Source organism: Prevotella melaninogenica ATCC 25845, from assembly GCF_000144405.1.
GTDB classification, from domain to species: Bacteria; Bacteroidota; Bacteroidia; order Bacteroidales; family Bacteroidaceae; genus Prevotella; species Prevotella melaninogenica.
Genome location: NC_014371.1, coordinates 1,079,558 through 1,105,093, shown reverse-complemented (window position 1 = coordinate 1,105,093; position 25,536 = coordinate 1,079,558). Strand labels below are relative to the sequence as shown.

The 25,536-nt window shown below is 37.0% G+C and carries 25 protein-coding genes; 8 read left to right on the top strand and 17 right to left on the bottom strand.

The genetic code is table 11. From position 1 onward, the window contains the following. Nucleotides 1–8 precede the first annotated feature (8 nt). The 3 genes from HMPREF0659_RS11315 to HMPREF0659_RS11305 all read left to right on the top strand — a co-directional run bounded on the left by HMPREF0659_RS11315 (nucleotide 9) and on the right by HMPREF0659_RS11305 (nucleotide 4,863). Nucleotides 9–734 carry a DUF5932 domain-containing protein gene (locus HMPREF0659_RS11315; protein WP_004360606.1) on the top strand — a complete coding sequence of 242 codons (726 nt, stop codon included), beginning with the start codon at nucleotides 9–11 and terminating at the stop codon, nucleotides 732–734. Continuing rightward, nucleotides 724–1,368 carry a hypothetical protein gene (locus tag HMPREF0659_RS11310; RefSeq protein WP_013265861.1) on the top strand — a complete coding sequence of 215 codons (645 nt, stop codon included), beginning with the start codon at nucleotides 724–726 and terminating at the stop codon, nucleotides 1,366–1,368. Before HMPREF0659_RS11315 ends, HMPREF0659_RS11310 begins: the two co-directional genes overlap by 11 nt. A 600-nt stretch (nucleotides 1,369–1,968) precedes the next feature. Further along, entirely contained in the window at nucleotides 1,969–4,863 is a 2,895-nt protein-coding gene (locus tag HMPREF0659_RS11305; RefSeq protein ID WP_013265451.1) for a TOTE conflict system archaeo-eukaryotic primase domain-containing protein, read from the top strand. A 346-nt stretch (nucleotides 4,864–5,209) separates the two neighbouring features. Here HMPREF0659_RS11305 and HMPREF0659_RS11300 read toward each other — a convergent pair whose 3' ends face one another. Beyond that, nucleotides 5,210–5,470: a DUF4372 domain-containing protein gene (locus tag HMPREF0659_RS11300; protein ID WP_013265306.1), complete on the bottom strand. Its 261-nt coding sequence runs from the start codon at nucleotides 5,468–5,470 to the stop codon at nucleotides 5,210–5,212. Nucleotides 5,471–5,624: 154 nt separating this feature from the next. Between HMPREF0659_RS11300 and HMPREF0659_RS11295 the strand changes: the two genes are divergently transcribed. The 4 genes from HMPREF0659_RS11295 to HMPREF0659_RS11280 all read left to right on the top strand — a co-directional run bounded on the left by HMPREF0659_RS11295 (nucleotide 5,625) and on the right by HMPREF0659_RS11280 (nucleotide 9,040). Beyond that, entirely contained in the window at nucleotides 5,625–6,215 is a 591-nt protein-coding gene (locus tag HMPREF0659_RS11295) for a conjugal transfer protein TraO (protein WP_013265219.1), read from the top strand. A 12-nt stretch (nucleotides 6,216–6,227) separates the two neighbouring features. Continuing rightward, a complete protein-coding gene (locus HMPREF0659_RS11290) occupies nucleotides 6,228–6,686 on the top strand; it encodes a DUF3872 domain-containing protein (RefSeq protein ID WP_013265100.1) in 459 nt (152 codons plus the stop codon). Between the two features lie 11 nt (nucleotides 6,687–6,697). Beyond that, nucleotides 6,698–7,204, top strand: coding sequence for a glycoside hydrolase family protein (locus HMPREF0659_RS11285; RefSeq protein WP_013265764.1), 507 nt, complete (start codon nucleotides 6,698–6,700; stop codon nucleotides 7,202–7,204). Nucleotides 7,205–7,510: 306 nt separating this feature from the next. Continuing rightward, a complete protein-coding gene (locus tag HMPREF0659_RS11280) occupies nucleotides 7,511–9,040 on the top strand; it encodes a hypothetical protein (protein WP_226893214.1) in 1,530 nt (509 codons plus the stop codon). A 443-nt stretch (nucleotides 9,041–9,483) separates the two neighbouring features. Here the strand turns inward: HMPREF0659_RS11280 and HMPREF0659_RS11275 are convergent, their stop codons facing one another. The 5 genes from HMPREF0659_RS11275 to HMPREF0659_RS11255 are packed head-to-tail and all read right to left on the bottom strand — an operon-like array spanning nucleotide 9,484 to nucleotide 12,139. Then, nucleotides 9,484–9,717 (bottom strand): hypothetical protein, encoded by a 234-nt coding sequence (locus HMPREF0659_RS11275; RefSeq protein WP_044046122.1) that lies wholly within the window; start codon nucleotides 9,715–9,717, stop codon nucleotides 9,484–9,486. 4 nt (nucleotides 9,718–9,721) lie between these two features. Next, the gene (locus tag HMPREF0659_RS11270) at nucleotides 9,722–9,976 is read right to left on the bottom strand and encodes a hypothetical protein (RefSeq protein ID WP_013265154.1); all 255 of its coding nucleotides are present in this window, start codon (nucleotides 9,974–9,976) and stop codon (nucleotides 9,722–9,724) included. Between the two features lie 27 nt (nucleotides 9,977–10,003). Next, entirely contained in the window at nucleotides 10,004–11,278 is a 1,275-nt protein-coding gene (locus HMPREF0659_RS11265) for a PcfJ domain-containing protein (RefSeq protein WP_044046215.1), read from the bottom strand. 4 nt (nucleotides 11,279–11,282) lie between these two features. Continuing rightward, the gene (locus HMPREF0659_RS11260; RefSeq protein ID WP_006256421.1) at nucleotides 11,283–11,702 is read right to left on the bottom strand and encodes a PcfK-like family protein; all 420 of its coding nucleotides are present in this window, start codon (nucleotides 11,700–11,702) and stop codon (nucleotides 11,283–11,285) included. 5 nt (nucleotides 11,703–11,707) lie between these two features. After that, nucleotides 11,708–12,139: a hypothetical protein gene (locus HMPREF0659_RS11255; protein ID WP_013265057.1), complete on the bottom strand. Its 432-nt coding sequence runs from the start codon at nucleotides 12,137–12,139 to the stop codon at nucleotides 11,708–11,710. Between the two features lie 517 nt (nucleotides 12,140–12,656). Here HMPREF0659_RS11255 and HMPREF0659_RS11250 point away from each other — a divergent pair. After that, nucleotides 12,657–14,720, top strand: a complete 2,064-nt coding sequence (locus HMPREF0659_RS11250) for a hypothetical protein (RefSeq protein ID WP_013265194.1) — start codon at nucleotides 12,657–12,659, stop codon at nucleotides 14,718–14,720. Nucleotides 14,721–14,785: 65 nt separating this feature from the next. Here the strand turns inward: HMPREF0659_RS11250 and HMPREF0659_RS11245 are convergent, their stop codons facing one another. The 11 genes from HMPREF0659_RS11245 to HMPREF0659_RS11195 form a co-directional block, all read right to left on the bottom strand. After that, nucleotides 14,786–15,205 carry a hypothetical protein gene (locus tag HMPREF0659_RS11245; protein ID WP_226893213.1) on the bottom strand — a complete coding sequence of 140 codons (420 nt, stop codon included), beginning with the start codon at nucleotides 15,203–15,205 and terminating at the stop codon, nucleotides 14,786–14,788. 139 nt (nucleotides 15,206–15,344) lie between these two features. Next, on the bottom strand, nucleotides 15,345–15,809 hold the full coding sequence (locus HMPREF0659_RS11240; protein WP_013265565.1) for a DUF1896 domain-containing protein: 465 nt from the start codon (nucleotides 15,807–15,809) through the stop codon (nucleotides 15,345–15,347). Nucleotides 15,810–15,844: 35 nt separating this feature from the next. Then, the gene (locus tag HMPREF0659_RS11235) at nucleotides 15,845–17,068 is read right to left on the bottom strand and encodes a site-specific integrase (RefSeq protein ID WP_013265599.1); all 1,224 of its coding nucleotides are present in this window, start codon (nucleotides 17,066–17,068) and stop codon (nucleotides 15,845–15,847) included. 550 nt (nucleotides 17,069–17,618) lie between these two features. Continuing rightward, nucleotides 17,619–18,269, bottom strand: a complete 651-nt coding sequence (locus HMPREF0659_RS12825; protein WP_013265791.1) for an HNH endonuclease — start codon at nucleotides 18,267–18,269, stop codon at nucleotides 17,619–17,621. 280 nt (nucleotides 18,270–18,549) lie between these two features. Continuing rightward, a complete protein-coding gene (locus HMPREF0659_RS11220) occupies nucleotides 18,550–19,170 on the bottom strand; it encodes a hypothetical protein (RefSeq protein WP_044046120.1) in 621 nt (206 codons plus the stop codon). Further along, nucleotides 19,127–19,312 carry a hypothetical protein gene (locus HMPREF0659_RS12670; protein ID WP_044081105.1) on the bottom strand — a complete coding sequence of 62 codons (186 nt, stop codon included), beginning with the start codon at nucleotides 19,310–19,312 and terminating at the stop codon, nucleotides 19,127–19,129. The genes HMPREF0659_RS11220 and HMPREF0659_RS12670 overlap by 44 nt, the downstream gene beginning before the upstream one ends. A gap of 474 nt (nucleotides 19,313–19,786) precedes the next feature. Beyond that, nucleotides 19,787–21,856: an ATP-binding protein gene (locus tag HMPREF0659_RS11215; protein WP_013265158.1), complete on the bottom strand. Its 2,070-nt coding sequence runs from the start codon at nucleotides 21,854–21,856 to the stop codon at nucleotides 19,787–19,789. Nucleotides 21,857–22,270: 414 nt separating this feature from the next. Continuing rightward, entirely contained in the window at nucleotides 22,271–23,086 is an 816-nt protein-coding gene (locus tag HMPREF0659_RS11210; RefSeq protein ID WP_013265304.1) for a WG repeat-containing protein, read from the bottom strand. Nucleotides 23,087–23,103: 17 nt separating this feature from the next. Further along, nucleotides 23,104–23,979 carry a hypothetical protein gene (locus HMPREF0659_RS11205; protein WP_044046119.1) on the bottom strand — a complete coding sequence of 292 codons (876 nt, stop codon included), beginning with the start codon at nucleotides 23,977–23,979 and terminating at the stop codon, nucleotides 23,104–23,106. 4 nt (nucleotides 23,980–23,983) lie between these two features. Further along, the gene (locus HMPREF0659_RS11200) at nucleotides 23,984–25,003 is read right to left on the bottom strand and encodes a penicillin-binding transpeptidase domain-containing protein (RefSeq protein ID WP_044046212.1); all 1,020 of its coding nucleotides are present in this window, start codon (nucleotides 25,001–25,003) and stop codon (nucleotides 23,984–23,986) included. A 22-nt stretch (nucleotides 25,004–25,025) separates the two neighbouring features. Continuing rightward, the gene (locus HMPREF0659_RS11195; protein WP_013265808.1) at nucleotides 25,026–25,232 is read right to left on the bottom strand and encodes a hypothetical protein; all 207 of its coding nucleotides are present in this window, start codon (nucleotides 25,230–25,232) and stop codon (nucleotides 25,026–25,028) included. Nucleotides 25,233–25,536: the final 304 nt, after the last annotated feature.

Sequence of the window (25,536 nt, the reverse complement as noted above, 5' to 3'; positions counted from 1 at the left end):
ATATACCTATGGAGAATTTTAGAGTCATCATCGTTGAAGACGTACCCTTGGAGTTAAAAGGAACGGAGGGTATCTTCCGAAACGAAATACCTGAAGCCGAGATTATTGGAACAGCAGAAAGCGAAGTTGCCTACTGGAAACTCATTAAACAAAACCTGCCCGACCTCGTGCTTCTCGACCTTGGGTTGGGTGGTTCAACAACGGTGGGAGTAGAAATCTGCCGCCAAACAAAGCAGACTTACCCACATGTAAAGGTGCTGATCTTTACGGGTGAGATATTGAATGAAAAACTATGGGTCGACGTCCTCGATGCTGGTGCTGATGGTATCTGCCTTAAGAGTGGCGAACTATTGACACGTGGCGACGTGGCAAGTGTTATGTCGGGCAAACGAATGGTATTCAATCAGCCTATCCTCGAAAAGATTGTAGGCAGATTCAAGATGAGCGTGAGCGGTCAGCTGATGCACCAAGAAGCAATGGTTAGCTACGAGATTGACGAGTATGATGAGCGCTTCCTACGCCACCTTGCACTCGGTTATACCAAGGAACAGATTACCAACCTACGTGGTATGCCATTCGGTGTAAAGAGCTTAGAGAAACGACAGAACGAACTCGTACAAAAGTTCTTCCCTGATGGTAACAATGGTATGAGCGTCAATGCAACGCGTCTTGTTGTACGTGCATTAGAACTACGTATTATCGACATCGACAACCTCCACGCTGATGAGGAATAAGTTAGGTTATATAGTCTTAGTGCTTCTCATAGCCCAGTTAGCACTGATACTGCTCTCATGGCTTCTTACGGCAGCTTTTCCCGAGCTTCCGATGCGGTCTATGCTGAGCAGTGAGGGCATCCGTTGGTTCTTTGGCTCATTTGTCAGCAACCAACTTTCACCACTGCTCATCTACTTTATTATGGCAGTGATGGCAGCAGGTGCGTGCATTCGCAGTCGCCTTTATACTGCATTACGTGCGATGCTATCAAACGTGAGAAGCAGCCTAACAAACTCATCTAACAATCGTTACAGATTCCATTACCGTGAGAAGGCTGGTCTTCGCGTGGCATTAGTCGAGTTTATCGCCTATGTGATTATCATGATTCTTCTCACAGCTGTTCCGCACGCAATTCTCCTGAGTGTGACAGGACAGCTATTCCCCAGTTCCTTCTCATCCAGTTTTATCCCTTCCCTATCGCTAATCATCACGATTATGTCACTAACCTACGGTGTGGCAAGTGGTACGATTAACAGTGTTGCAAAGATGCACAAGATTCTTGTAGGCGGTTTAGAGGTCGGCTCAAGACTCGTTCCCACCTATCTTATCGGCATACAATTGTATATGTCGATAAGGTATGTGTTTATCCTATAGTCTCAACGTATATTAATATAGGTTTGTAAACAGCTTCTCACCCATACTTAGAGTTCCCTGCACCAACGGTACCTCTATGGTCAACATATTTTTAAATATAAACTCCCTTAGCTCCGTGGCTCTGTGTGAGATTTAAATTAAGTAACAAAGGTTAGAAATATATTTACAAAACATGCAAGGAGGAAGCTGGGAATTGAGCTAAAAACAAGTAAACCTATTACCTCCGTAAGTATTTTGTTATCAAGTAGTTGCGAAGGTGGTTTTCGAAAGGTGCTTAATTGGACTTCAAAAGGGCGTTAGTAAGGGTCTTAAAGGGCACCTTTTGCAAGCCAAAAGGGCGTTAATTGGAATCCAAAAGAGCATGTATTGGTTTTGAGATACATAAAAATAGTTTACAAATTCCTATAATTTGGAAATAAGTTGTTGGTGGAATACGGATAGGTATAGTATTATTTACATTTTATCTTTTAGTTTATTTCCCTTTGTATAACTATCTTATTCGGGATTTCCATACCACACAAGCATGTAAACCTTTATTCTATTTCCAGTCTATGCATTTAACGGAAGAACCAAAGATAAGTAGTCAAAACAGCTGATGATATGGATGATTTACTGACAAGATATAATAAACTTCTTAGGCAATATGAGGTTTTGCACAAAGAGAATGAGGTTCTGATATCACTTCTAAAAATCCATGGTATTGAATATGAAACAAGGATGAAAGAAGATATGAATAAGCCTATATATTCTTTGGTTTCAGTTCCAACTATTACTCTTTCGATTGATGAGCGCATAAGACTTTTCCAATCCTTATTTAAAGGGAGGGAAGATGTCTTTGCACGGAGATGGTTTAGTAAGACAACTGGTAAATCTGGATATCAACCTGTTTGTATTAATGAGTGGAAACAAGGTATCTGTGATAAGAAGAGGTATAGGTGTGCAATATGTCCAAATAGAAACTTTGCACCACTAACGTCTCAAGATATGTATCGCCATTTAGAAGGGAAAGATGAGTATTGCTGTGATGTTGTGGGACTCTATGCTATCATGCAAGATAATAACTGTGCTTTCCTTTGTGCCGATTTTGATGACAAGAACTGTAAGTATGGTTATAAAGAAGATGTACTTGCCTATGTGGGTGTGTGCAGAGAATGGCTGATTCCCTATGCCATAGAGCGCTCGAGATCGGGGAATGGTGCCCACGTGTGGATTTTCTTTGAAGCGCCTCTACCAGCATCTAAGGCGAGGAGATTAGGAAATGCTATACTAACAGAAGCTATGACGCGTAATGGACAGATGTCGTTCAACTCCTATGACCGTTTCTTTCCCAATCAAGATTATTTACCAGAAGGAGGCTTTGGCAACCTCGTTGCACTCCCACTACAAGGTCAGGCACGCAGGAAAGAGAACAGTGTGTTTGTTGACAATGATTTCCTTGTATATAAGGATCAATGGGCATTTCTATATAATCTCAAGAAAATACAAGAATCTACTATCGACCAACTACTACGCCTACATTATCAAGAAGAACTTGGAAAACTGTCTATGTCGAGCGAAAGCAAGCCATGGGTTACTCCTTTGCCGCAAAATATTACACAAGAAGACTTCCATGCTAAGGTTGAGATAATCAAAGCAGACAAACTATACATCCCATTGAAGGCTGTTTCTGCAAAGGTACTAAACCATCTGAAAAGAATTGCAGCCTTCAAGAACCCTGAATTTTACAGTAAGCAAGCACTCCGCCTTTCTACATATGCCATTCCACGCATAATCTCATGTTTTGATATTACTAACGAATACCTTGCTATGCCACGTGGTTGTGAGGATGCTACTCGATCATTCCTTAACGACAATGCTGTAACATACACTATTACTGATAAAACAAATCATGGCAATAAGATTTCAGTTTCTTTTCAAGGGGAAGAAAGAGAGGAACAGTTGGAAGCCATCAATGCTCTTTTACCATATACGAATGGCATCCTACATGCCACTACCGCTTTTGGGAAAACCGTTACTGCAGCGGCTATCATCGCTCGTAAAAAAGTAAATACACTCATCCTTGTTCATTCGAAAGCATTACTTAAACAATGGCATGACCGCTTAACAGAGTTTCTTAATATAGACTATCCAAAACATGAAGAAAAGAATAAACGTGGTAGACGTAAGGTGTTTTCTCCTTTAGGTTGCTTTGATTCATCAGGGAATACACTTCACGGTATTATTGACATAGCTCTTATACAGTCATGTTTGGATGAAGATGGTGTAAAACCATTTGTACAGGACTACGGAATGGTAATTGTTGACGAATGTCATCATGTGTCTTCTATAACCTTTGAACAAGTATTGATGTCTATAAAAGCTCACACCATATATGGGTTAACAGCTACCCCCATTCGTAAAGACGGTCATCAGCCAATCATCTTCATGCAATGTGGTCCAATACGATTTTCTACTGATGTTAAAAGTCAGATAGCTAAGCAATCCTTCGATAGGTTTCTTATTCCAAGATTTACATCATATAACTCTATTTTAGAGGACAGACTATCAATTGCAACCTTATATAAATATCTATCCGAAGATGAGATACGCAACAATCTCATTGTAGAAGATATTTGCAAAGCAGTTAATACAGGAAGAACACCGATCATTCTGACTAATAGAACTGCCCATGTGTCTGTATTAGCAGAGAAGTTGAAAGCTACCATCAAAAATGTTATCTCATTGACAGGGGCAGGTACGACAAGAGAAAAGCGAGAGGCAATGCAACGGCTACAAACTATTCCTGACAGCGAACAATTAGTTATTGTCGCAACGGGAAAGTATATTGGCGAAGGCTTTGATTATCCGCGTCTTGACACCCTATTCCTTGCACTTCCAATCTCATGGAAAGGTCTTTTAACTCAGTATGCAGGTCGGCTTCATCGGGAATATGAGGGAAAGAAAGATGTACGTATCTATGACTATATCGATATCCATGAGCCAATTTGCGATAGTATGTATAGAAAACGACTCAAAGGCTATGCTGCAATAGGATACAAAACAATCAATACAGCCCAACCAACATTGTTTGATCATATAAACGACATATCGTCCTCCATAGCTGAGAATCAGATATTTAATGGTTCAACTTTCTACCGCCCCTATACTTCAGATTTGACAAAGGCTAAGCGTTCCATTGTGATATCTTCACCAAAACTGTATAGAACGGAGCAAAATCCCTTAGTCACTTTGTTGAAAGAACTTGCTCAGCAGGGAATTGAAATTCTTATTACAACAGTTGCAGAGAACGAACAAACAGCATTCATCCAATCAAAGGGGCTATCTGTAAAAGTGAAACCAAAGCTATCATTATATACTACCATCATTGATAAAGAAGTTGTTTGGTATGGTTCAATAAACACGCTTGGTTATGCTTCAAAGGATGATAACATGATAAAGGTGACTGATATTTATCTTGCTAATGAATTGATAAAGATGATACATAAACATAGTTAAGTAACATGATATATGCAAATTAGGATAAGTTTAGTATAAATAAATGTCTGTATCTTTTATCCTTTTCAAAGCCAAATCAAACTACGAATGTAATTATTTTTCACATCTTCCTTTTTAAAAGATGCTCTTTAGCATTCGAATCAACGCCCTTTTGGCTTGTAAAAGATGCCCTTTAAGCCCCTTACTAACGCCCTTTTGAAGTCCTATTAAGTACCTTCTGAAAAACGATTTTGTAACTTCTTCATAACGAACGAGTTACAAAGGTGGTGGGAAAAGCGTTTTTTCGACTGTTTTTGGTGAATAAAGCAACGATAAATGTAAATATAATTTAGAGCGGTGACTTGTTTTATAGGATATGAATTTGGGTTAAACCAAGATGATTAAAGCGATTAACATTAGCAAAGAGAGAGGCCTTTATCTCACGCAGAGAGTCTAAACGCATCATTACGGCATAAAGCATGACAACGAGATGATGCCATGCATCAAATTTCTTTATATAGTGTTCACCTCCCTGAGCTTGACTCAGAGAGAGAATTTTATCACAATTAAAATAGTTTAACAGTTGAATATATAGCGATTGTCCGATAAAATGTGTACTTTTGTTCATCTTATTTCATTGTTTTATTATGACAGCTACAAAGGAAATAAGAAGGGCTGAATGTGCAAAACAATCAGCCCGTTTTTTTTATTATTCTGAATTAAAAAGATAGGAACGCAAAAAAGTTTTATTGGACACCAATAATTGATAACCTCAAACTGAAATGGTAATGAAGAAGAACAATATCATTCTGACAGTATGTGTTGCGGTGGCTATGACTTTCAGTCTGCCATCGCAGGCACAGCGACTGATACCCAAGCAAAGGGGAATAGAGGTCGTAGGGAGTGTTCCACTTATCAAGGGTGAAAAGTTTCTTGCTGCTGACAATTTCGGTATAGGAACATCACTCACCCGCTATCTGGGTCGTGAGAACTATACTTTTGTTATGGCAGAGTATGAACAGCAGAATATGCCGTACAGAAGTTATAACGTAAAACTCAAGGATGCACTTTTGCACTTGGGTTATATGCACCCTGTTCTCTCCGACAGAGGTAAGAACGTGTTTCTCTATAGTGGCATATCCGCCTTGGGTGGCTATGAGCAACTGAATGAGGACAAGAAGCTGCTACCCGATGGGGCGACGTTGATCGACCGCTCCCGCTTTGTCTATGGCGGTTCCGTACATGGTTCGGTGGAAGTGTTTCTAACAGACAGAGTTCTCTTTCTTGTAAAGGTGCAGGGACGTTTCCTCTTTGGAACGGACGTGCATCGCTTCCGTCCGACTGTTTCAACAGGACTAAGGTTTAACTTTTAAGTAGAAGAAAAGATGAAGAAAATATTGAATACGATTTGGGTAATGGGTGTGCTGACCCTTGCCGTGTTTTGCCTATCTGCTTGTGATAGGGATTTGGATGTTCAGCAGTCTTATCCGTTTACGGTGGAGACAATGCCGGTTCAGAAGGACATCGTAAGGGGGCAGACAGCTGAGATACGCTGCACATTAAAGCGGGGCGGTGAGTTTGCTGACACTCGCTATACGATACGTTATTTCCAGTCTGACGGCAAAGGCTTGCTAAGAAATGATAACGGCACAGTTTTCAAGCCCAACGACCGCTATCCGCTGACAAAGGACGTGTTTCGCTTATACTACACCTCGCTGTCATCTGACCGCCAGACGATTGATGTAAATGTGGAGGATAGTTTCGGTAAGGTTCAGCAGCTGACCTTTAGTTTTAACAACGAGCGAGAAGAGGGCAAGGACAAGCCTGCATCTTCTCGCCGCTAAGAACATAATGGATGCGAACGATAAATTCTTTCATTTTACTTTGTGTATTCTGCCTGTTCTGTCAGCCGACCCTTGCCCAACGCAGGGTGCGGCTGGCAGACTTGCCACCTTTTGAGCGTGCAGTTGTTGTAGTGAAATACTTTGAGGGTATGCACGGCTGGAAGAATTATCCGTATGTTGGCTATGGGCATCAGCTGCAATTAGGAGAGCATTTCACTGCGGATATGACGGAACGGCAGGCGGACTCCCTGCTCCGTGCCGACCTTTGGAAATGCTTTGAGCACTTCAAGTGCTATGGTAAGGATGCCCTGCTACTGACCTTGCTTGCCTATAATGTGGGCGTGGGGCGACTGCTTGGATATGGCAAGTACCCTAAGAGTCGGCTGCTACGAAAAATAGAAGCTGGAGATAGAAACTTTTATCGGGAGTATGTTTCTTTCTGCCGATACAAGGGCAAGGTGTTGAATGGATTAGTCAAACGGAGGCAAGTAGAGTTTCTGCTTTTTTATATTAAGTAGATGACTTAAAGAGGATGTCGTTTTGTCAGACATATTATACGTTCGGTATGAACTTGTTTCGGCACATTCTTTGCATATTAATCTAAAATAATTACAATGTGCTTTATTAACTATTATAAAGATAGAATACAGATTAAGGTTGAACTCGCTTAAGTAAGAACAATTATGATTGACTTAAAACAATATCCTTTGTGCGATCAACTTATAGATAGGTTGTTTCGAAAATTTAGTGATAATGGGTGGATTACGCTTTGTGACACAAGAATCTTCTCATGCTTAGTAAATGACAATCTTGCTACAAAGAGCATGACATACGATACTTGGGATATCTCACACTCCAAAGCAGGTCCTCTTATTAACGAGCAGTTGGACGGGACTTTTATCAGCTATTCTCGTTATAGCAACGATGAGGTGGAACCAATCGTTATGTATTTGGAGAAAGAGGGAAGATGGGATGAAGAAGCATTTCTTGCAGAGGAATTTGTTATGTACTTCAAGTTACATAAGGAAGCAAAAGGAAAAAATGAGTATGTATATTATCAGGTGGATGAGTGTGGAGATGATGTGGAGGTCGCTAGAGTTGCGGGAATAAATTTAGAAGTTAAGCTGAAATATGTGAAAGAATATATTGCTGTTAAGAAACTTAATCTCTTAGTATTTACCGATGAGGTTATAAATGACACAAAGAGTATAGATGAATTGGGAGGCAATAAAATTCCATGGACAACAATTAAAGATAGCGATTTTATATTCAGCTATGCTTTACAGGAATCTGCTGGATACGGCTTGGGATATAAATCCTGTGCTGTATTTCGAGGTAAATGTATGATGAGATACAATGATAAGGATATACAACATCTTTGGAAACTGCGAGATTCAGGATACGAAAGTTTTATAGTTGGGTCAGATGAAGATGGAAAAGAAGTCTTTATTTCTTGTGATGAAAATCGGATGCCAAATCTGTTTACAAGGCAAGGTGACGAGCCCTATTCACTTTCTCCTGTTTTCTTTAAAAGAGATGTTTTGTCAAAATATTTTCAAGCTGTAGACAAATACTCGGTTCACGATGGTTACCTTTCAGGACCATCATGGGGAATACTAATTGATAATGATCGCTCTGACGATTATGTGGTAGCGGCTCTTGTTGATTTAGGTAGAATGCCACATAGAGAACAACTTCATTGGAGAAGTTTCAATGTTTTGCCCCCAAGAAATGGGTTTTATAGTATAACCACTTTCAGTCGATGGTTTGATGCAATCCCAACTAATTGCTCTGTGGCTCCTGACTTGGTATTTAAGCAACTTTATATACAAGTAAATGATAAATGGAGAACTAAATATGGTTGGTCATTGTTCAAAGAATTAGCAGCTGATGACCAATACCATTTCGAAACCTTGCATCTGATGGGACAAGAAAATGACCAAAAAGAATTTGATGGACTAATTCAATCAATTACGAAACTGCTCATAGACTCGTTGAATGAAAAGCAATTAGTAAAAGCTATTGATTCTACTAAGCCTGATGTCTTAAGATTCTTGTCAGAGAGAAATATAAAAGAGCTTAAACCTTCATACATTCAAGGGGGAATAACAAAATTTGAATGCTTCTTGATTTCAGAAGGGTTACTAGATAGTAATGTTGTTAAACTCCTACGCAAAGTTCAGGATTTACGATCTTCTACAGTAGCCCATAGAAAGAGTACTAAGTTGGATACAAGGACAGAAGAATTGTTTAACTTCTTTGGAATACTTCAGAATTCTGATAAAGTAGTATTGTTCAATCTGTTGAATCGTCTTAATGAAAGATTAAAATGGCTGATCTCAATAATAGAATGACACATCTATCATGACAATGTTAAATAAGGATATGTCATTTTGACACATCCTTATTCTTTTGTGTAAGAAAATTTAGAATTGGTTTAGTCCCCTTTCTTATGAATATGGGGTTTCAAAGAAGGTGTGTTACCAGGAGTAGACTTATTGTCTCTTTGTCTCCTGTCAGGTTGTCCTGTTGATTTTGCAATTCTTTTTGGTCCAGTTTTTATTCCCATAATAAAATATACCAGTCCTTGGGCTGGGGTCTTAAAAATTAAACATATTAATAAACAAAGTGTATGCCTAAATTTAAGATAACTTTTGGAAGATGTATTAACAGGTAATCATGATTGTTAGAATTCTTATTTCTTGCGACATTCTTTTGCTTCTTTTCTTTGGTCGCCTGCTCGTTCAAAGATAAAGAAAAGAAGCCACGCAAATTTCGGCTTGCGTGGCTTTTACTATTATTCAGAAGGATATTTTTGCACTTTCGTTATTCTGTCTATTCGTTTATTGGGGTGTATGTCAAATGCCCAATTTATCTCTTCATCGGGCAAAGTGCTGTGAACGCTTCCACCCATAACCAATCCACAATTTTGCAGGACTTTTTGCCGTGCGTATTCCTTGCTCTCCGCAACCACATCGAACACTCCTTCAAAGACGTATTGTGTCCGAACTCTGTAAACTTTCTTCTTCATAATCTTAAAATTCAACCTTTAATAATCTGTATTCCTTTGGCTCTCCATTAGATAATTTGCGGTGTTTAAGCCAAAAATGATGCGCACCATAACCGTATGCAAAGAACTTGTCAAGTTCTGTTTCTTCAGCTATTTTATTGATAGCCGACCTTAACTCCTCTTTGCTGTCGGATAGGGTTATTGCGTTGATAACCCTAATGAGAATATGCGGTATCTCGTCTGCATAGTTGTAGATGATATTTTCAATCTCTGTCTTCATATCTCTGATAATTTAATGGTTCATACTTTATGCTGTTGCTTTCATCCTTCGGCTTATAAGTCCTCGATTAGCGTTGACAAGGTTTACTATCTGCTCGTGGTATTCCGTGTTTTTGTTGCATACCCCACGACTTTGTACCACCTCCAATGTTCTTAATGATACTTCAATGGTTTCTATTCGCTTGCCTTCAATGGTAGCTGAAAGGATAAGGGAGTCCTCCTTGAGGTAGTATGCATTAGAGAATACGCAATGGTGCATTGATACACCTTCTTCTAAATGCTCCTGCACGCTCTCCAATACGTGTACTTGAATAGTGCCATCTGTAAAACAGATACCGAAAAACTTGGATTTGAGTTCCTTGAAACGTTTTTCATCTTCCATTGCCTTCTGCTGCTTCTGTTCTATCTCCTCCTTTTCACGCTGCCTGAGAAGTTCCTCGTGTCTGCGGTCGTGTTCGGCTTTAAGGTCTGTGGGGCATAAATATTTTGGATTATGAATATCCTTACCTAATCTTTTAAGTGTATCTACATAATCACTCCAAAGAGAAATGTCTGCTATCTCATAGCCATTACGAACTGCAATCTTGTAGGACTGCCATAGTTCCTCAAAAGTCCTCCTGTTGCAAAGAAAGTAACGTAAGTGGTCTGTACGACCTGCCTTTAGCAATGTTTCCACACGGCTGTCTGTAAGCAATGCAGGAATAAACTGGGTAGGCACGATGCCATAGAAATTATCCTTAAAACCATTTCTGCGAAGTATGTCTGTGACCTTGAACTTCGGATATATCGGTGAGTAGGCAATATGTTGATAGGCTTCATTATCGTTACGGATTGCCATAGGACTATAATAGGAAAAGGTATCAACATAGTGTCCCAATACCCTCTGTATGGCAACCACAGTTTTTCGTCCCTGCATATTCCACCAATATTGCCCAATCTCAATTATAGAAGTCTGTGCTTTGTAACCTTTCTCCATACCCACAACAAGTAGGAACATACGTAATACTTGAAACTCTCCACAAGTGGTAAGTATGGTGAAATACTGCTTCTGCTGCAACTTACGTTCGTAGGTTTTCTTGACCTGCAACTTTGCCCTGCAATGAGGGCAAGTGCAAGTTTCTCTATGTTTGTCCATTACCCAACTATGCCCACAATCCATACAAGTGGTGCGACCTTTTGGCAAGCGGTAGGCAAAGTGGTCTATGCACTCACGAAATGCCCACTTGTCTTGTGTCTTGGTTATTGGGCGAAGATGCTTGCTCTGTTCCAAAACTGCCTTTTCAAATTTGTTTCTCGGTTTCATAGGCTTAAAAATCAAATAATGATGGTTGTACTTGGGTTGCTATGTTCTCGGTCTTTTTCACTCGTGCGTTACGGCTCTGTAACTTGGCAAGTTCCTCACGCTGATATTGCTTAATGGCTTCCTGCCTTGCTTCGGCTTTTTCTTCCTCTGTGAGTTCTACAATGTGATTGACGGCAACTTGGCAAGAAATAGCCTTGCCGACCTCTATATCGTCCTCATCGTAGTAGTGAACAGCCATAGAGAAGATTTCATCATCATCAAAGCCGTTGCAACCGCTTTTCTGCACTTCATTAAGAATGTAGGTGATGCACTCCTCGATATTCTTGTTCGGTTTCATCAAGTTAGGGGCAAACAAGGGGTCTGTCATAGCACGCTGATTGAGATACTCGGCTATTGTCCGTGTGAAATGTTCTGTTCCTTTCATATTGCTTAGTATTTTGGGATTTCTACTATTTGATTGATGCGTCCATACAGGTAGGCTCTTAGGCTTGTTCTGTCGGGTGCGTAATACTCTGTCCATTGTCCGTACTGATTGACAAGATATTTCTTCAGCACGTCAAAGAAGTCAAAGCGATAGCCTTGTAGGGGAACGGCTGTACGGAAATAGGTGTTAGAGTTCACTGCTTCACATAGCCAATTCTTTTCCTCACGGCTCATACACTCGCCACGATTGAGTTTCACACGCAGGAGATATACTTTGCTATTACAAAGGCTCTCCAACGGGGGAACGTCCCATTGTACAAACTTAATTGCCAACACTTGCTCACTTTTTTCAGCCACAGGGTTAATGCGGTAATGAGAGGAGGAGCTATATCCTTTTCTGTTCATCGAAGATGTTGTATTTACTTTTTGCTTATCCATAGCGACATTTTTTTTATGCGTCCAAAGATCGGAGTATGCTGATTCCTTTTTGTAGCAAAATAGAGGTAGCGGGGCGGGCTTGCACAAGGTTTTGGCGGAAAATACAACCCGTAGGTGTGGAGATTTTCCAGACAAACCAAGCGGCACAGACCTTTTGAAAGCCACAAGCCCCGTACTACCTTTGCGGATAAAAAGGGAACAGCATCCGTCTCCTTGTCATCGCATATCGTGGAGCATTGGAAAGGAAGCAAAAGTGCAACGGCATTAAAGGAAATGATGTTCTTCTATTCACATTGTGTGATATATATACATTAATGACCAATATGACTAAGAAACATTCAACTATTCAAACAAAAATAAGGCGGATATGTCAATTAATCTTTTATATTAGGATTTCTAATATGATATTTTCTAAAATATTATTATATTTGCAGATAAATTACATCTTGTAAACAACGTAAGTGCTTGATGATAGTAAAACCATTGTGAATTACTTTTTTACTTTAATATTTATCCTATGGAGCTAAGAGTTAAGGATTTGGTAGAGTCAATAGATTTAAGCAAATCGGAAGTTATGCTTCCGATATATGAATCAATTGTCAATTCGATTATAAGCCTTAGCAAGGTGAAACGTAACAATAAGAAAATTGATATTTTTATTGAGCGCAAAGAACTTGAGGCAACTCCTGATCTTTTCGGGAAGAATACTTCTGTGATCCAAAATGTCACCATAGTAGATAATGGAGAAGGGTTTACAACTGCCAATTACAAATCATTTGGAATGCCATTTAGTCCTATTAATAAAAAATATGGTTGTAAAGGAATTGGTCGTTTCACTATTCTTGCAATGTTTGAAAATGTATCTGTTACAAGTATTTATCAAGAAGATGGGAAATATTGGAAACGTGAATTTCTTTTTGATAAAGAAAACGAAATTCATGAGACCAAAAATACTCCTATAGAGGGAGTTTGTGGGCCTCAAACAAAAGTTTGTTTAAGTAATTGTTGCAATGAGGAACTAATAGCTGCTACAGCAAAAAATGCTGATGAAATAGCTAAAGGTATTATGGAACATTGCTTTATCTATTACCTCTGCAATAATTTGCCAGAAATTAACATTGTAGAGATATCCAAGGATAGACAGAATGATAAGTCTTTAAGTGTACAGAATTATTTTGCAAAAGAGGCAAAAGACAAAGAGAAAGACATTACTGTTTATGATAAAAAATTCCATCTTTATATAATTAAAGCAGATAAGACTACTTGCCGAAAATATAATTATGTAACCCTTTGCGCCAACTCTAGATCTGTTGGCGCTAAGATAAATTTGGCAGTATACGATTCTCTTTATACGTATCCTATCGTGGAAAATGGAGAGCCATGGTTTTTGGACGTGTTTGTCGTTTCTGATTATCTTGATGACAAAATAAACAATTCACGAACAGCATTTAGAATTCCTGAAAAGAACGAAAACCAACTTGATTTTAAAGAACAAGAGCATTTGATTTCTGTTGAAGATATTATGACAGCAATAACTAAAGAAATATCTTCACTCTATTCTACTTATGCAAAAAACACCAAAGAAAAAAATATTCAAGAAGTGAAGAATTATATAAATAATTCAGCTCCACAATATCGCAGCTTTTTATATCGGCAAGACATATTAGAGGCTATGCCACCAAATTTGACAGATGAGAAGAAAGACGAATATCTACATAATATTGCATATAAAGAAAATAGCAAGATTTCTAAGAAAATAGAGGAATTTATAAAATTACAAGATGTTAATGAAGAAAAGATTAGCGAGATTATTACCACTGTGAAGAAAAAAATGGCTTATGATTCTGATTCATTAGCTGACTATGTGTTTAGACGGAAAGCTATCATAGACCTTTTTGAGAAAATGCTTGATGCACATGAAGATGGAAAATATGAGCTTGAAAGTATGATACATAATCTTATTTTTCCGATGGGATTAACTAATCGCCAAATAACTTATCAATACCATAACTTATGGTTGCTGGATGATCGTCTCTCATCTTTTAAATATATTGCATCAGATAAGTCAATTACATCCTTTAGTCAAATTAAAAGTTCACAAGAACCTGATCTCCTTTTAATCAATAATGAAAAGGATTTGGTTGATAACAGAATTTCCTTCGGTGACAAAGATTCTGGCGAGATTGGTACAATGGTTATTTTTGAATTTAAACGACCAGGAGATACCGCTCATCAAAAAAAGAAGTCTAATTATAGATGGGAATTTTCAGAATTAGTAGAGAAGTATTTTGATGATTTTATTTATGGAAAAGAGAAGGAAAAGAAAAATTATAGAGGAAATGTTGTAAAAGTAAACAATGATACCCCTAAATTTGGCTACATAATTATGGACGAAATGCCTGAACAACTTATTGAATTTAATAAGGGGAAAGGGTGGCGCACAACTCCATATCATTCATATTACAAAATTAATGCAGACCAAAATTTGCATATAGAGGCTATTATGTTTCAAGATTTGCTCCGTAATGCCAGGGACAGAAACAATCCTTTCTTTGATCATTTATTTACATCTAAAATTTAATAATAAAAATTTGATTTGAAATTATTTGTAAGTAGATAAAGGCAAGCCTTTACAGATGGCTTACCTTAAAGTAAGTATAATAAAATTATTATTAGGATTGCTGTCCATAATAGATAACGCAGGATAGTAAAGGTTACTTGCAATATCATTCTGACAATGAAACGTAGTATCAGGAAACCGAGGATAACCGAAACGGTGGTTACGACTTGCGGTGTTACTATCTTCGAGATAAGCCAAATGACACCGATAACGATGGAAAGCAGGATAACGAGTTCGATGAAGCGTGTCCAAAAGAAGCGGCGGACTTGCTTGGGCGAAGTCGATTGCTGCTTGATATTATCGGTTTTGTTCGATGCGTCTGCCTTGATGAAGGCAGGTGTGTGAACGACTTCGTTAAGCCGTGAGGACAATGGAAGCTCGCTTCTATTGTCTCGGCGAGAAATCGCATTTTTAAGAACGTCTTGATTCATGATGATTGTATTCATATCGGAGCTTTTTATAGTTCAAGAGCAATAACAAGATGCTCGGGCTACACAAAGACAAGTGTTTGTACAAACTCTTGGCGTGTGGAGGGGAGCGTTTATCTTGGCTCTTGACACTACAAAAGCTCCCGATGGGGTTACATCAAGTCATGTTCTCACTATTGACTGTTGGTAGGCTATTGACCTCAATGAGCAAAACTATTGTCCCTGTCAGTTCGGTGTAGAGTTTCTCATACTCTGGACTTGCGCCAAAATCGTCTGTCAGCTCATACTTGTCGAAAACACTTTGCACAGCCTTATTCTTCAAAAGCATTGGTGTTAGTCTTTCAGGAAGAGGAGAAGGGAGTTCTTTCTCGAACTCATTTTCTAAGACAGATACAAGCGTGTCGTACTTGGAAAAGTGCAAACCTTGATATAATACTTCGCTTGCCATTACCTCTGCCTCTGGATGAGAAAAGCCTTGTGCTATAGCATCGCAGTAGGTGGTAAGGGCTTCGTCGGCTCTTGCCGTTATGAATGGTTTATCACCCAACATTTCGGGGAAATGCTCACTGAGATAATTCTCTAATTTCAAACGGAAGTAAGATAGTTCTTTCTTTGTTTCCATAATCGTCTATTATTTTAGGGTTATACATTAATATATTATATGCCCATGGCTGTATTGAACTTACTGAGCTTTCCAGCCAGTTCTTCCATGTCACGTTCAACTTTCTTGTTTGTTATTCGTGCATAAATCTGAGTTATTCTGATATTTGTATGTCCAAGCATCTTTGATACAGACTCCATTGGTACCCCTTTGGATATAGACATAGTGGCGAAAGTATGCCTTGCCATGTGGAAGGTCAGATTCTTTTTTATGCCACAAAGGTCGGCAATTTCTTTCAAATATGAGTTGATACGCTGGTTGCTCATCATAGGAAAGACTTTCCCCCCTTTTCTATTGATGTCGTAGTACTTTCTTATAATGGCAAGTGGAATGTCAAGTAACATGACGTTTTCATCTACGCTTGTCTTGTATCTCTTGGTGATAAGCCATTGTCTGTCTTCTACGGTAACAATTTTATCGTAGGTAAGATTATATACGTCAATGTAGGCTAATCCTGTGAAGCAGGAAAAAATAAAAATATTCTTTACTAACTCCAGCCGTTCTATGTCAAAGTGCTTCTTCATAATACGGAGTACCTCTTCTTCTGTGAGGTAGCCACGATCTACTAATTCATAGCGCAGCTTGTGATTCGCAAATGGATCATGCATGATAAGTCCTCTATTCCTCGCATAGTTCACGACCGTTTTCAGGTTTCTCAATTTCTTGGTGGTTGTGTTATGCACACCACCTACAACAGATGTAAGGTATAATTCGAAGTCCTGAACAACGGCACTTGTCAGTTCTGTCTGTCCAATATCCTTGCGATGATACTTTGCTTGTAGGAAATCCTGAAAGTTCTGCCTCACCACCTTATACTTATAAAAAGTACCCTTTGTTAATGTCTTACCAACTTGTTGTGTGATGGAGTCTATGTACTTGTCAAAGACTGGCAGAAAAGTTGTATATTCTTTGTCTGTACCAAGGAATACTGACCTGATAAGGTCTATGGAAAGTTCCTCTGATGTTTCATATTTCCTGTAAATCTGCATTAGTGTTGTTGTCAGTGCATCTATAGAAGCATTAATGGAGAGTGCTTCTGCTGTTCTGCCAATCATTCTGCTGGTTTTGTTACTCCACTTGGATTTATCCACAAAAATTTTAGTGGATCCAAGATTTGCCTTTTCGCCACCGAGATATATTCGGAGCATTACAGGTGATTTTCCTTCTTTGTTCTCATAGTTGGAACGTAGGTAGTAGGATACCTTGAAAGTCGTTTTCATAACACATCATTTTAGTGTAGCTTTTTGGCTACAAAGTTCGACATAAGTTCTTGAAAACGAAAGTTTTGCATGCCGTCAATTTGATAGTCATTTTCCATTCATTGCTACATTTTTTTGAGAGCCTGCTTTTGTGTAGCAATTTCTGTAGCAGAAAATGACCGAATGATGACTATCAAAAGGTATAGTTTGGCAGTCAAACGGATATGGATAAAAAACAAAAAATCGCTGTAAAACCTTGATTTTACAGCGATTATCCTTGTTTTGAAGGCTAAAATGACGTGTTGTTTGACATCCTTTTGAAACCCCTTTGTGGACCAGCCTGGGCTTGAACCAGGGACCTCCAGATTATGAGTCTCGCCACACAAACTATATATGAGCTTATTTATCAGCTTGTTAATGAACTCTGTGCGAATAAGAGGTCAACTATAGGTCAACGCTCTATCGTATCACAAAGTTACAAAAATATCTTGAATAATACTGTACTAAACTAACATATTTAGGTCAGTTGTGTGAAAATAATCTCACACTTTGAAATAGGAGGTATGGCTGTTTATCCTCTATCTGTGTTTTTCTTATATAATGCGTTTAACTCTCTTTTCGTGGAGGGTAGTCCCATCTTTTTACACCATTTACGGATAGCATTGTCAGTTACTCCGTATATTCTACCGATTTCGGTAAATGGTTTCTCTTTTATTAGCTGCAGTAGCTCTTCCTTGGAGGGCTTATCAGAGGGTGAAACCTTGTGTACACGGTTATGTTTCAATGCACATTTGGGACACCAAGTAGACTTAGGAGTAATCTCTTTTCCACAGTCTTTACAGTAGTTGTGTTGTTTAAGTTTTCGAGTACAGAACGTATCTGTTTGTGTGTGACAGTTTGGGCAGACAATGCGCAGGTTCTCCAATCGGTTATCTGTGTGTATACCATTGATATGGTCTAATTGCAAGACAAGCAGTTTGTCATTCCAGGTGTTACCTTGTCCGCATATTTCGCAATGTTCCTTTTTGATACCCTCTTCAATCAGCCTCTTCTTTAGTTTGGAAGATTGATAAGTACTGTTTTCTACAAGTATATCTTTTAAGGGGATTTTCTCTTGTATCAGTCTAATGGGAAGAGTATGATAATCTATACCGTATTTATCTAATAAAGTAGTAAGCTCTTCTATGTTAGTTTTACTCTGCCTCTTATTCAGTATCTTCAATATGTCAACAAGACTTTTAGCCTCGTTGACGAGTGCCTATAAGTGTTCTTTTGTTATCATTGCCTGTAGTTATGTTGTGAATAATATCATTCCATCTTTTCTCCCCTTATCTGTAGGGATTTTACATCTTTGCGTGGCGAAGCCATATTCTGTAATCTATGTTCCTTTTGCCTTTCTCTTACAGCCAAATCCTGTGTAAATCTTTTGCAAGGTGGTTTTCAGTTCTTTATTCGTAACCCTGTTTCCAGTTTTATAAACTTGATGTAGGGCATAGCTGATTTTAGTCTACAAAATGGTAGTGTCCATGTTCATCAATATAATCATCATCGCCCATTAACTCTGGGCATAGTTTCATAATTTTCTCTTTCTCTGATTCTTTTGTTGTTAGGAATAAATCATCTCGGAGTATTGTTATCCGTTTCTTCTTCTTATCTCTCTTGATATATAGTTTGGCTTCCAATACCCTCAAATAATTGTCAATCATGCTCCGTTTAAGAGCCATTATTTCCTGTAAGCCCTTGCCATAGTAATCAGTATAATTACAGTGGTTGTAGCAAAGACTTTTCAACAATAAGAGAAAGCCTATCTGTTCTCTTGTTATGTTTTCTTCCAGTATCTTTCTTTTAACGCCAAACCAGTTAGTTCTAATTAGCTTATATCTGTTCTTCTCTCTCCAGCCATATTTGTCTTGATGAATGGTAAGCAAGTTGTTCTCTTGAAACACTCGTAAGGCTCTTTGTATAGCACCAACATCACATTGTAGGAACTTTGCCAACGTATCTTGGTTAATATTTGAAATATCATTCTTAAAATCTGTATGTAGGCATAATCCCAAGTATATGTATGCTTGCAGTGGATTAAGACAAGCTCCGATTTCCTTGCTTAGGGTAGTGTAATCCATCGCTTGCTATGTTATTACCATCCTTTATAAATCTTATCTCTCCGTTTTTTACTAATCTCTCAAATGCCCATTTGCCTCCAACACGTTCTTTGGCTTCTTTTCGGGTTTCAAATTGTTCTCCTGTTGTTACTTTTATAATCATGTTCCATTGTTAAATCAATAAGTTTAGATAAGCGAAAATCTGAAAGATTTGAGCTGTATGAGTAATAGTTTTTTATTAGTAGTATCTATTGCTCTCATTGGCAATTCCCATACGGCTCTCATTGGTAATGTGTTTTTCTTTCATTAGGTATATCTGTACTTCAATTTTATCTGTAGTGGCTTATAAATAAAAAATCGACACTTCAAGCAATAAATAAAGAGGTACATTGTTGCACCTCCATATTTCCTTTATATCGTTGGGATTACCTGAATATCTAAAACAAATATAGGTATCTTATTCTGTAAATCCAAACTGCTTCGCACTTTTCTGAAAAATCGAGTAAAAGTGTACTTAAAATCAGAATTTCTCGTTTGGAGTGACATTTTTACATTTGGGTATATATAATAATTTTCAGAGTAAAAATGTCATCAACGAAAAAGCACTAAATGATTTTATTCATAGGATGTTGTCTTTTTATTTCTCCTTGGCAGAATCTACGATGTTGTGCAAATCTTCTTTATTAGAGTATTGTGCAGACAGTTCCTGACGTCGAAAATTTAACCTCCTTAATAGAAAATCATGTCTTATTTCAAAGTCATCGAAAATAGTGCTCCATGTTTTAACGAAAATCTCATATCTTTGAGAGTTTTTATCAACATGTAAAACTAAATCCCTCTTCCCCCATGTCTTGTTAGAATCGTATTCTGTTTCAATGCTTCCGCTATTATCTAATTCATTTCCTACGAGAATGAACGTCCATTTTGCACTTGCAGAACAAAACTGTGGCTCTTGATATATAGTCCTCATATAAGTTTTTATTTGGCTCAATTCAAGCTCCCCTAGTTTTACTGATGGTCTCTTCAATTCTATAATGATATTTTCTACCGTATTACTGTTTCTTGTTTGGCGGAAAGCAAATATATCCATTTCTTTATTTACATCTGGACTACGCATTTTATCCACACTAACTTTACTTTTTCCAACGCCAGCTGTAGTATTGTGTAATGCATTTAAATATGCCTCTAAAGCCTGCTGAAAATCTGGCTCTGCTTCCGTAACTATATTGTATTGTTCACCGAATAACCAGAAGGCACTCGAAACTATCTTTTGAATATCTTTAACTTCATAAGCCTTTAGTCTTTTGTCAAAAAGCATAGCTTTTAATGCAGACACTGTTTTTAATCGATCTTCTAAGAGTCCAATTGTACTAGTAATATGCGACAACTCTGTTACTTTGAGAATACCTGCTAACTTATGTCGCTCATCATCGGACATTTTAACAACACTATCTATTATAGAAATCAAATCTTCGCGTTTATCTGTCTGTAACAATAGTTTTAAACAGCCTACCAGTGTTTTAGCTGGCTTCTCTCTAATATTTTCGAATATTTTTGGTTGGACAGAGTAAATTCCTGTTACCGTATTCTTTAATTCTAAATAGAGAGGAAGCTCATATTCATTTTTTGGATAAGCAACAATCCCTTTCTTTTCAAATCTATGCCATAGTTCCTCACCTGCTACTAACGAAATATATTCTTTCTGTTTTTCATTTAGCCAAACACCAGCTATTTTAATTAACTGCTTAAAAACTTTATCTTTTTCTGACTTAGAAAATTTTGTTTCATCAAAGGTAATTTCCTGTTGTGAGTATTCCTCATCTATATCTTGGCTTTTTCTCGAAGTTGGATGAAATTCATCAAAATACGATGAAATTATATAGACACTATGATGAAAACCAACATCTTTTCTATTAAGGGATGTTGTTTTTTCGAAGCGCTCAATCTGCCCATTATCTAGAAAATAATAACTATAATTCTCTTTTATTTTTTCTTTCCAACGTATAAAAGTTAATTCAAAATGATAGTTTTTATTATTTGTTTCATCCTTAATTTGTATTTCCTTATTATCCGTATCTGCAATAATTGTATTATAATCTAATTCTTTACCGTTTATGATGATAGATTTACCTTTGTTTCCATTCAATTTTAGGAAAACGGCATATTCTTTTTTTAGATAATCAACAAATTCTTTTGACTCAAAAAAGGATTGGTTTAATGAAACATTTGCAAATGAAACAATGGTTCCTGTTTTTTCATTATGAACAATATAATTTTTATCTGAGTCGCTATGATCATTAAAATGATGATTGTCTCCAGCATTGATTGATATTGTGTGTTTAATCAAATTCTTACCATCACTATAAATACTTGTCCAATCAGCACGAGTTGCAAAACAGTTGAAAGCATATCTTCCCTTTCCTTTATGTCCTTTTACTTGTGAACTCCATTGGAAAGAACGCTTTTTAATTGAGTCTTGATATTTTCCAAATGTCTCATTCAGTTGACTGCGATTTATTCCTTCGCCATCATCTATTATATAGAGATGAGTTATTGCACCTAATTCGGTGGATTGGTATTCAATATTAATATGAATAGCTTTTGCATCAAAACCATTCCATATAAATTCACATATAGCTTTTTTAGCATCATTCGTCACTCCATTTTTGATACTATTATCTGTAATTGAAACTCTTTGCTTAGACATTTTTCTCTAAAGGTTTATATTAAAACATTCCCAACAATATTTGTGTTACCTTATTTCCTTTTATGTTGAAATAATAGGTTGGCAAAACTAGAATTGTGTTAAACCTATATTCCATTATAAGGAAGCAAATAATTTATCAACATTATCATATTTTTGACACGCTGTTGCTTATTGGCTTCAAGTACATATTTGTAGGTTATGAGCTCTTCATGAGTGAGTTAAAGCAAGATACCACTTTGAGATTTCCAAAGAGGATGTGCTTGTTGTGGTGTTATTTGTACTCATTACTAGTCCTCCTTTTTTTCGTTTATATTGCAAATATAATCTTTTCTTTTGAGAGTTGCAAGAGAATAAAATAAAAAGCACCAAATGATTGCTCAAATGGTGCAAATAACCCTCTTAATTGGGAGATCCTTATCGGAATAGTTCTATGTTGCTAAAATCAAAATCCTGTTTGCGTATTTTTTCTGTATCATTGTTACTTAACAAATTTATGATGTCTTTATTACAAATACTATCAGTCTTATCAAACCTTGGGATGATTAAGTATTGTTGACTACCAAAAACAGTGCCTTCTTCATCCATGACGTATAAAGTATTCCCTTGGGAAAAACAAAATATTCTCTTTTCTCTTATTTTTCCATCGGTAAGTTCCCAGCGATAATATCTATTGCTTTTATTATGAATTCGACCCTTTAGTTCTTCGATTCCATTTGCTATTTTTTCTATCATAGAATCTTTCTCCATATCATATATAGGAGGGATAATTTCTATTCCACAACTATTTATCAAGCCAATATAATCTCCAAGTGTTACTGTAGCAAATGATTCGTCAACAGGTGTAATTGTGTCATAGCGTGGATGGAAGATTTCTTGTCCATCTTTATCTAACAGTGAATATTTAGGATTATAAAAAGCGTTGTGACTTTTTCTTTTTTGATAAATCCAAAGCCAGTTGAAGTTTTCAGAAAGTCCACCAGCAATGATTGCAATAAACTTTTTCCCCCATAGGTATAATCCAGAGTAAACAGGTGGAACTATAGTCTTAAAATTGGTATTCAGAACACCATACTTTTTATTTAATCTTATAAGATATATGTTGTCAGTAGGAATATATTCTATAGACTCATATATGCAAGGAATTATTATGGTATTATTTTCGTTGATGATGCCATAGTGTTCCCTCTCTTGAATGATGTAAACACCTTCTTGCGTTTCTATCTTTTTCATATATTTTATATTATTTGTTAATCTAATATCCAATCTCCGCCATTCTCATATATATATTCTAACTCACCCTCTTGTCCCCAATCGTTAGAATCATCGCAATCATAACTACAACTTTTGCTTAGTAATTCTGCATCACGGCTTTCAATAACAAATTTCTCCATAGCTCGTTTCGCACCATCCCGCAAGAAAAGTTCTTGTAGTGTTTGTTCTTTATAGTGGGTTTGATTTGCCTTCAGATTTAGATAAACAAGCATTGGACAGAATAAATCATCTATTTTATTTGCTGAATATATAGAATAATACTTTGTCCTGAAGAAATAATCTGAATTTCCTACACTATTAGAGAATACACTATTAGAAAATAAGAACTCATCAAAACTGACGAATGCGATTCTATGTTTATAATCAAATTGTGGACAATATTTGTCAAGTATGCTAAAAGCATATCTTTTGAATCTTGCTACAGCACGATACAAAGGATGCTCATTTTTATAACTATTATAAAGAATCAACATATTAGGATCATTAAGTTTTTCAATATTGTAGATAGGGTTATTAAATGTGCTTTGCTTATATGCATCGTTTACTTTGCATATTGAAATCTTCCCTTTAGTATCTTTCGCTAATTGGGAGAATGGGCTAATAAACTCATATACAGCCTGTTGTAAGAACTTATCAACTATTTTTTTGTTATACTCAAAGTTATTACCATACATCCTTAATGGAGTCTTAGCGAAATCAAGAACTTTTATTGCTGTATATTTGGGCAGTAAATTTTTAGTGTAATCTTCCTCGTTTATAAAACTGATTATTGTTTTTACCTTTAATATCTCAAGAAAACTATGAAATTTAGTGGAATCAATCCACTTAGGGTTTATTAAATAGATATTCATACTATCAAAAAAAGTTGTTTGTTTCTACTATTTGTTTTGTTATTTCTCCTGCCATTCCACCACTTGCTGATAATCCTTTCTTATTCAAAGAAACGATGATGCTGTATTGTGGATTGTCTGATGGATAGTAGCCACAGAACTGTAAGCAGTAAACTGTGTTATCTCCATCTTCCTTTACAATGGCAACTCCTTGTTCTCCCACAATGGGGATTTTATCAGAGAAGACTTTGGTAGTAAGTCTTTTTTGTATAAGTAATTGCTGGATAGTGGCAATATTCTCCTTGCTTGCTATTTGTTCTTTTATAATGGTAGTATCCTTCTTATGAAAAGTGGGCTTTACCATCTTACCATTATTGGCTATGGCATTATAAAATGTAAGTATCTGTAAAGGTGATATCTGCTGATTCTTTCCATTTACAAACTTGGCAAGAGAAATATCATTGTAGGGATTTGGTAAGATTGCTTTGAAGCTATTTTGTGGTAAACCATAGCCCATATTGGTAATGGCTTTATAGAACCTGTCATACTCCTTGCCAAATGCTTGCTTAACTGTTAAGTATGTAGCGATGTTTGATGATAACAAAAAGCCTTGCTGTACGCTTGTCTTTCCATTTCCTCCTCTAAGCCAGTTGTAATCTTTTAGCAGATAGCCGTTTATATCAAGCATTCCTGCTTTAGTATCAATACTGTCATTCAGGTTTACCTTACCTTGTTCCAATACTGCTAATAATGAAACTGTACGCATTAAGGCAGTTGGTTCTGACAATTGTCTTATTGCTGGCTTGATTCCTGATTTAGTATTCATCAAGTTTACCATTGCCTTAATCTCTCCAGACTTACAATCCATTATTATTATCTGTCCATTAATAGCATCTATCTTTTTGATATTCTCTTTTAAAATGGAACTGACATGATTTTGTAAGGTGGATTTAGCTTGTAAATGTGAATTAATCTGTTGAGCATACCCTTGGTTGGCAAAGAATAATATACTCATAGATAGTAAGTTAAATATCCCTTTTTTCATAGCAGGAAATTGTTGTATTTGTTTATCCAAATAAAAAGCCGAAGAGTTTAAATAAAAGTATCAATCCACCTACGACTAAAAATATTTCGAAGATAACATAACCACAGCCCATTCCTCCAGCAAGAGCACCAGAAAAGAATCCTTCTCCTTTTTCTCCATCCTTGGAGTTTAGTGCACCTAAGATTCCAGCAATGATAGCTACAACAATAATGGTAGTCAACCACTTCATAATTTTGTATCTTGTGCTCACTGTTTCCCAGAAGTAAGCGGTTAATATTTAGGTAAATGGAAAAAGCGTGGGAACTATTGTTATTATTGTCGAGAGGCTCTGGACTGCCTGTAACTGAATAATAAACAATAGCCCACGCATTGAGGTATATTATTCCCTTAGTTAAGGGTACAATAATCCCATGCGTGAGCGTTATTGCCACTATCCCCAGTTACAGAAATTGTCCAGATTTCTCAACAGGATAATATCAAAACGCTCTTTTAAAAGTTGAACTCTTTATAACGCACATCTACACACAGACGTA

Excerpts from the sequence above, each read along its gene's own strand:
- HMPREF0659_RS11255 (WP_013265057.1), bottom strand. The coding sequence starts at position 12,139 with ATGGATAAGCAAAAAGTAAATACAACATCTTCGATGAACAGAAAAGGA.
- HMPREF0659_RS11265 (WP_044046215.1), bottom strand. The coding sequence starts at position 11,278 with ATGAAACCGAGAAACAAATTTGAAAAGGCAGTTTTGGAACAGAGCAAG.
- HMPREF0659_RS11280 (WP_226893214.1), top strand. The coding sequence starts at position 7,511 with ATGACATACGATACTTGGGATATCTCACACTCCAAAGCAGGTCCTCTT.
- HMPREF0659_RS11275 (WP_044046122.1), bottom strand. The coding sequence starts at position 9,717 with ATGAAGAAGAAAGTTTACAGAGTTCGGACACAATACGTCTTTGAAGGA.
- HMPREF0659_RS11245 (WP_226893213.1), bottom strand. The coding sequence starts at position 15,205 with ATGAATACAATCATCATGAATCAAGACGTTCTTAAAAATGCGATTTCT.
- HMPREF0659_RS11305 (WP_013265451.1), top strand. The coding sequence starts at position 1,969 with ATGGATGATTTACTGACAAGATATAATAAACTTCTTAGGCAATATGAG.
- HMPREF0659_RS11200 (WP_044046212.1), bottom strand. The coding sequence starts at position 25,003 with ATGAAAAAAGGGATATTTAACTTACTATCTATGAGTATATTATTCTTT.
- HMPREF0659_RS11220 (WP_044046120.1), bottom strand. The coding sequence starts at position 19,170 with ATGGATTACACTACCCTAAGCAAGGAAATCGGAGCTTGTCTTAATCCA.
- HMPREF0659_RS11310 (WP_013265861.1), top strand. The coding sequence starts at position 724 with ATGAGGAATAAGTTAGGTTATATAGTCTTAGTGCTTCTCATAGCCCAG.
- HMPREF0659_RS11315 (WP_004360606.1), top strand. The coding sequence starts at position 9 with ATGGAGAATTTTAGAGTCATCATCGTTGAAGACGTACCCTTGGAGTTA.
- HMPREF0659_RS11235 (WP_013265599.1), bottom strand. The coding sequence starts at position 17,068 with ATGAAAACGACTTTCAAGGTATCCTACTACCTACGTTCCAACTATGAG.
- HMPREF0659_RS11195 (WP_013265808.1), bottom strand. The coding sequence starts at position 25,232 with ATGAAGTGGTTGACTACCATTATTGTTGTAGCTATCATTGCTGGAATC.
- HMPREF0659_RS11205 (WP_044046119.1), bottom strand. The coding sequence starts at position 23,979 with ATGAATATCTATTTAATAAACCCTAAGTGGATTGATTCCACTAAATTT.
- HMPREF0659_RS11250 (WP_013265194.1), top strand. The coding sequence starts at position 12,657 with ATGGAGCTAAGAGTTAAGGATTTGGTAGAGTCAATAGATTTAAGCAAA.
- HMPREF0659_RS11210 (WP_013265304.1), bottom strand. The coding sequence starts at position 23,086 with ATGAAAAAGATAGAAACGCAAGAAGGTGTTTACATCATTCAAGAGAGG.
- HMPREF0659_RS11240 (WP_013265565.1), bottom strand. The coding sequence starts at position 15,809 with ATGGAAACAAAGAAAGAACTATCTTACTTCCGTTTGAAATTAGAGAAT.
- HMPREF0659_RS11285 (WP_013265764.1), top strand. The coding sequence starts at position 6,698 with ATGCGAACGATAAATTCTTTCATTTTACTTTGTGTATTCTGCCTGTTC.
- HMPREF0659_RS11215 (WP_013265158.1), bottom strand. The coding sequence starts at position 21,856 with ATGTCTAAGCAAAGAGTTTCAATTACAGATAATAGTATCAAAAATGGA.
- HMPREF0659_RS11260 (WP_006256421.1), bottom strand. The coding sequence starts at position 11,702 with ATGAAAGGAACAGAACATTTCACACGGACAATAGCCGAGTATCTCAAT.
- HMPREF0659_RS11290 (WP_013265100.1), top strand. The coding sequence starts at position 6,228 with ATGAAGAAAATATTGAATACGATTTGGGTAATGGGTGTGCTGACCCTT.
- HMPREF0659_RS11300 (WP_013265306.1), bottom strand. The coding sequence starts at position 5,470 with ATGAACAAAAGTACACATTTTATCGGACAATCGCTATATATTCAACTG.
- HMPREF0659_RS12670 (WP_044081105.1), bottom strand. The coding sequence starts at position 19,312 with ATGATTATAAAAGTAACAACAGGAGAACAATTTGAAACCCGAAAAGAA.
- HMPREF0659_RS11270 (WP_013265154.1), bottom strand. The coding sequence starts at position 9,976 with ATGAAGACAGAGATTGAAAATATCATCTACAACTATGCAGACGAGATA.
- HMPREF0659_RS11295 (WP_013265219.1), top strand. The coding sequence starts at position 5,625 with ATGGTAATGAAGAAGAACAATATCATTCTGACAGTATGTGTTGCGGTG.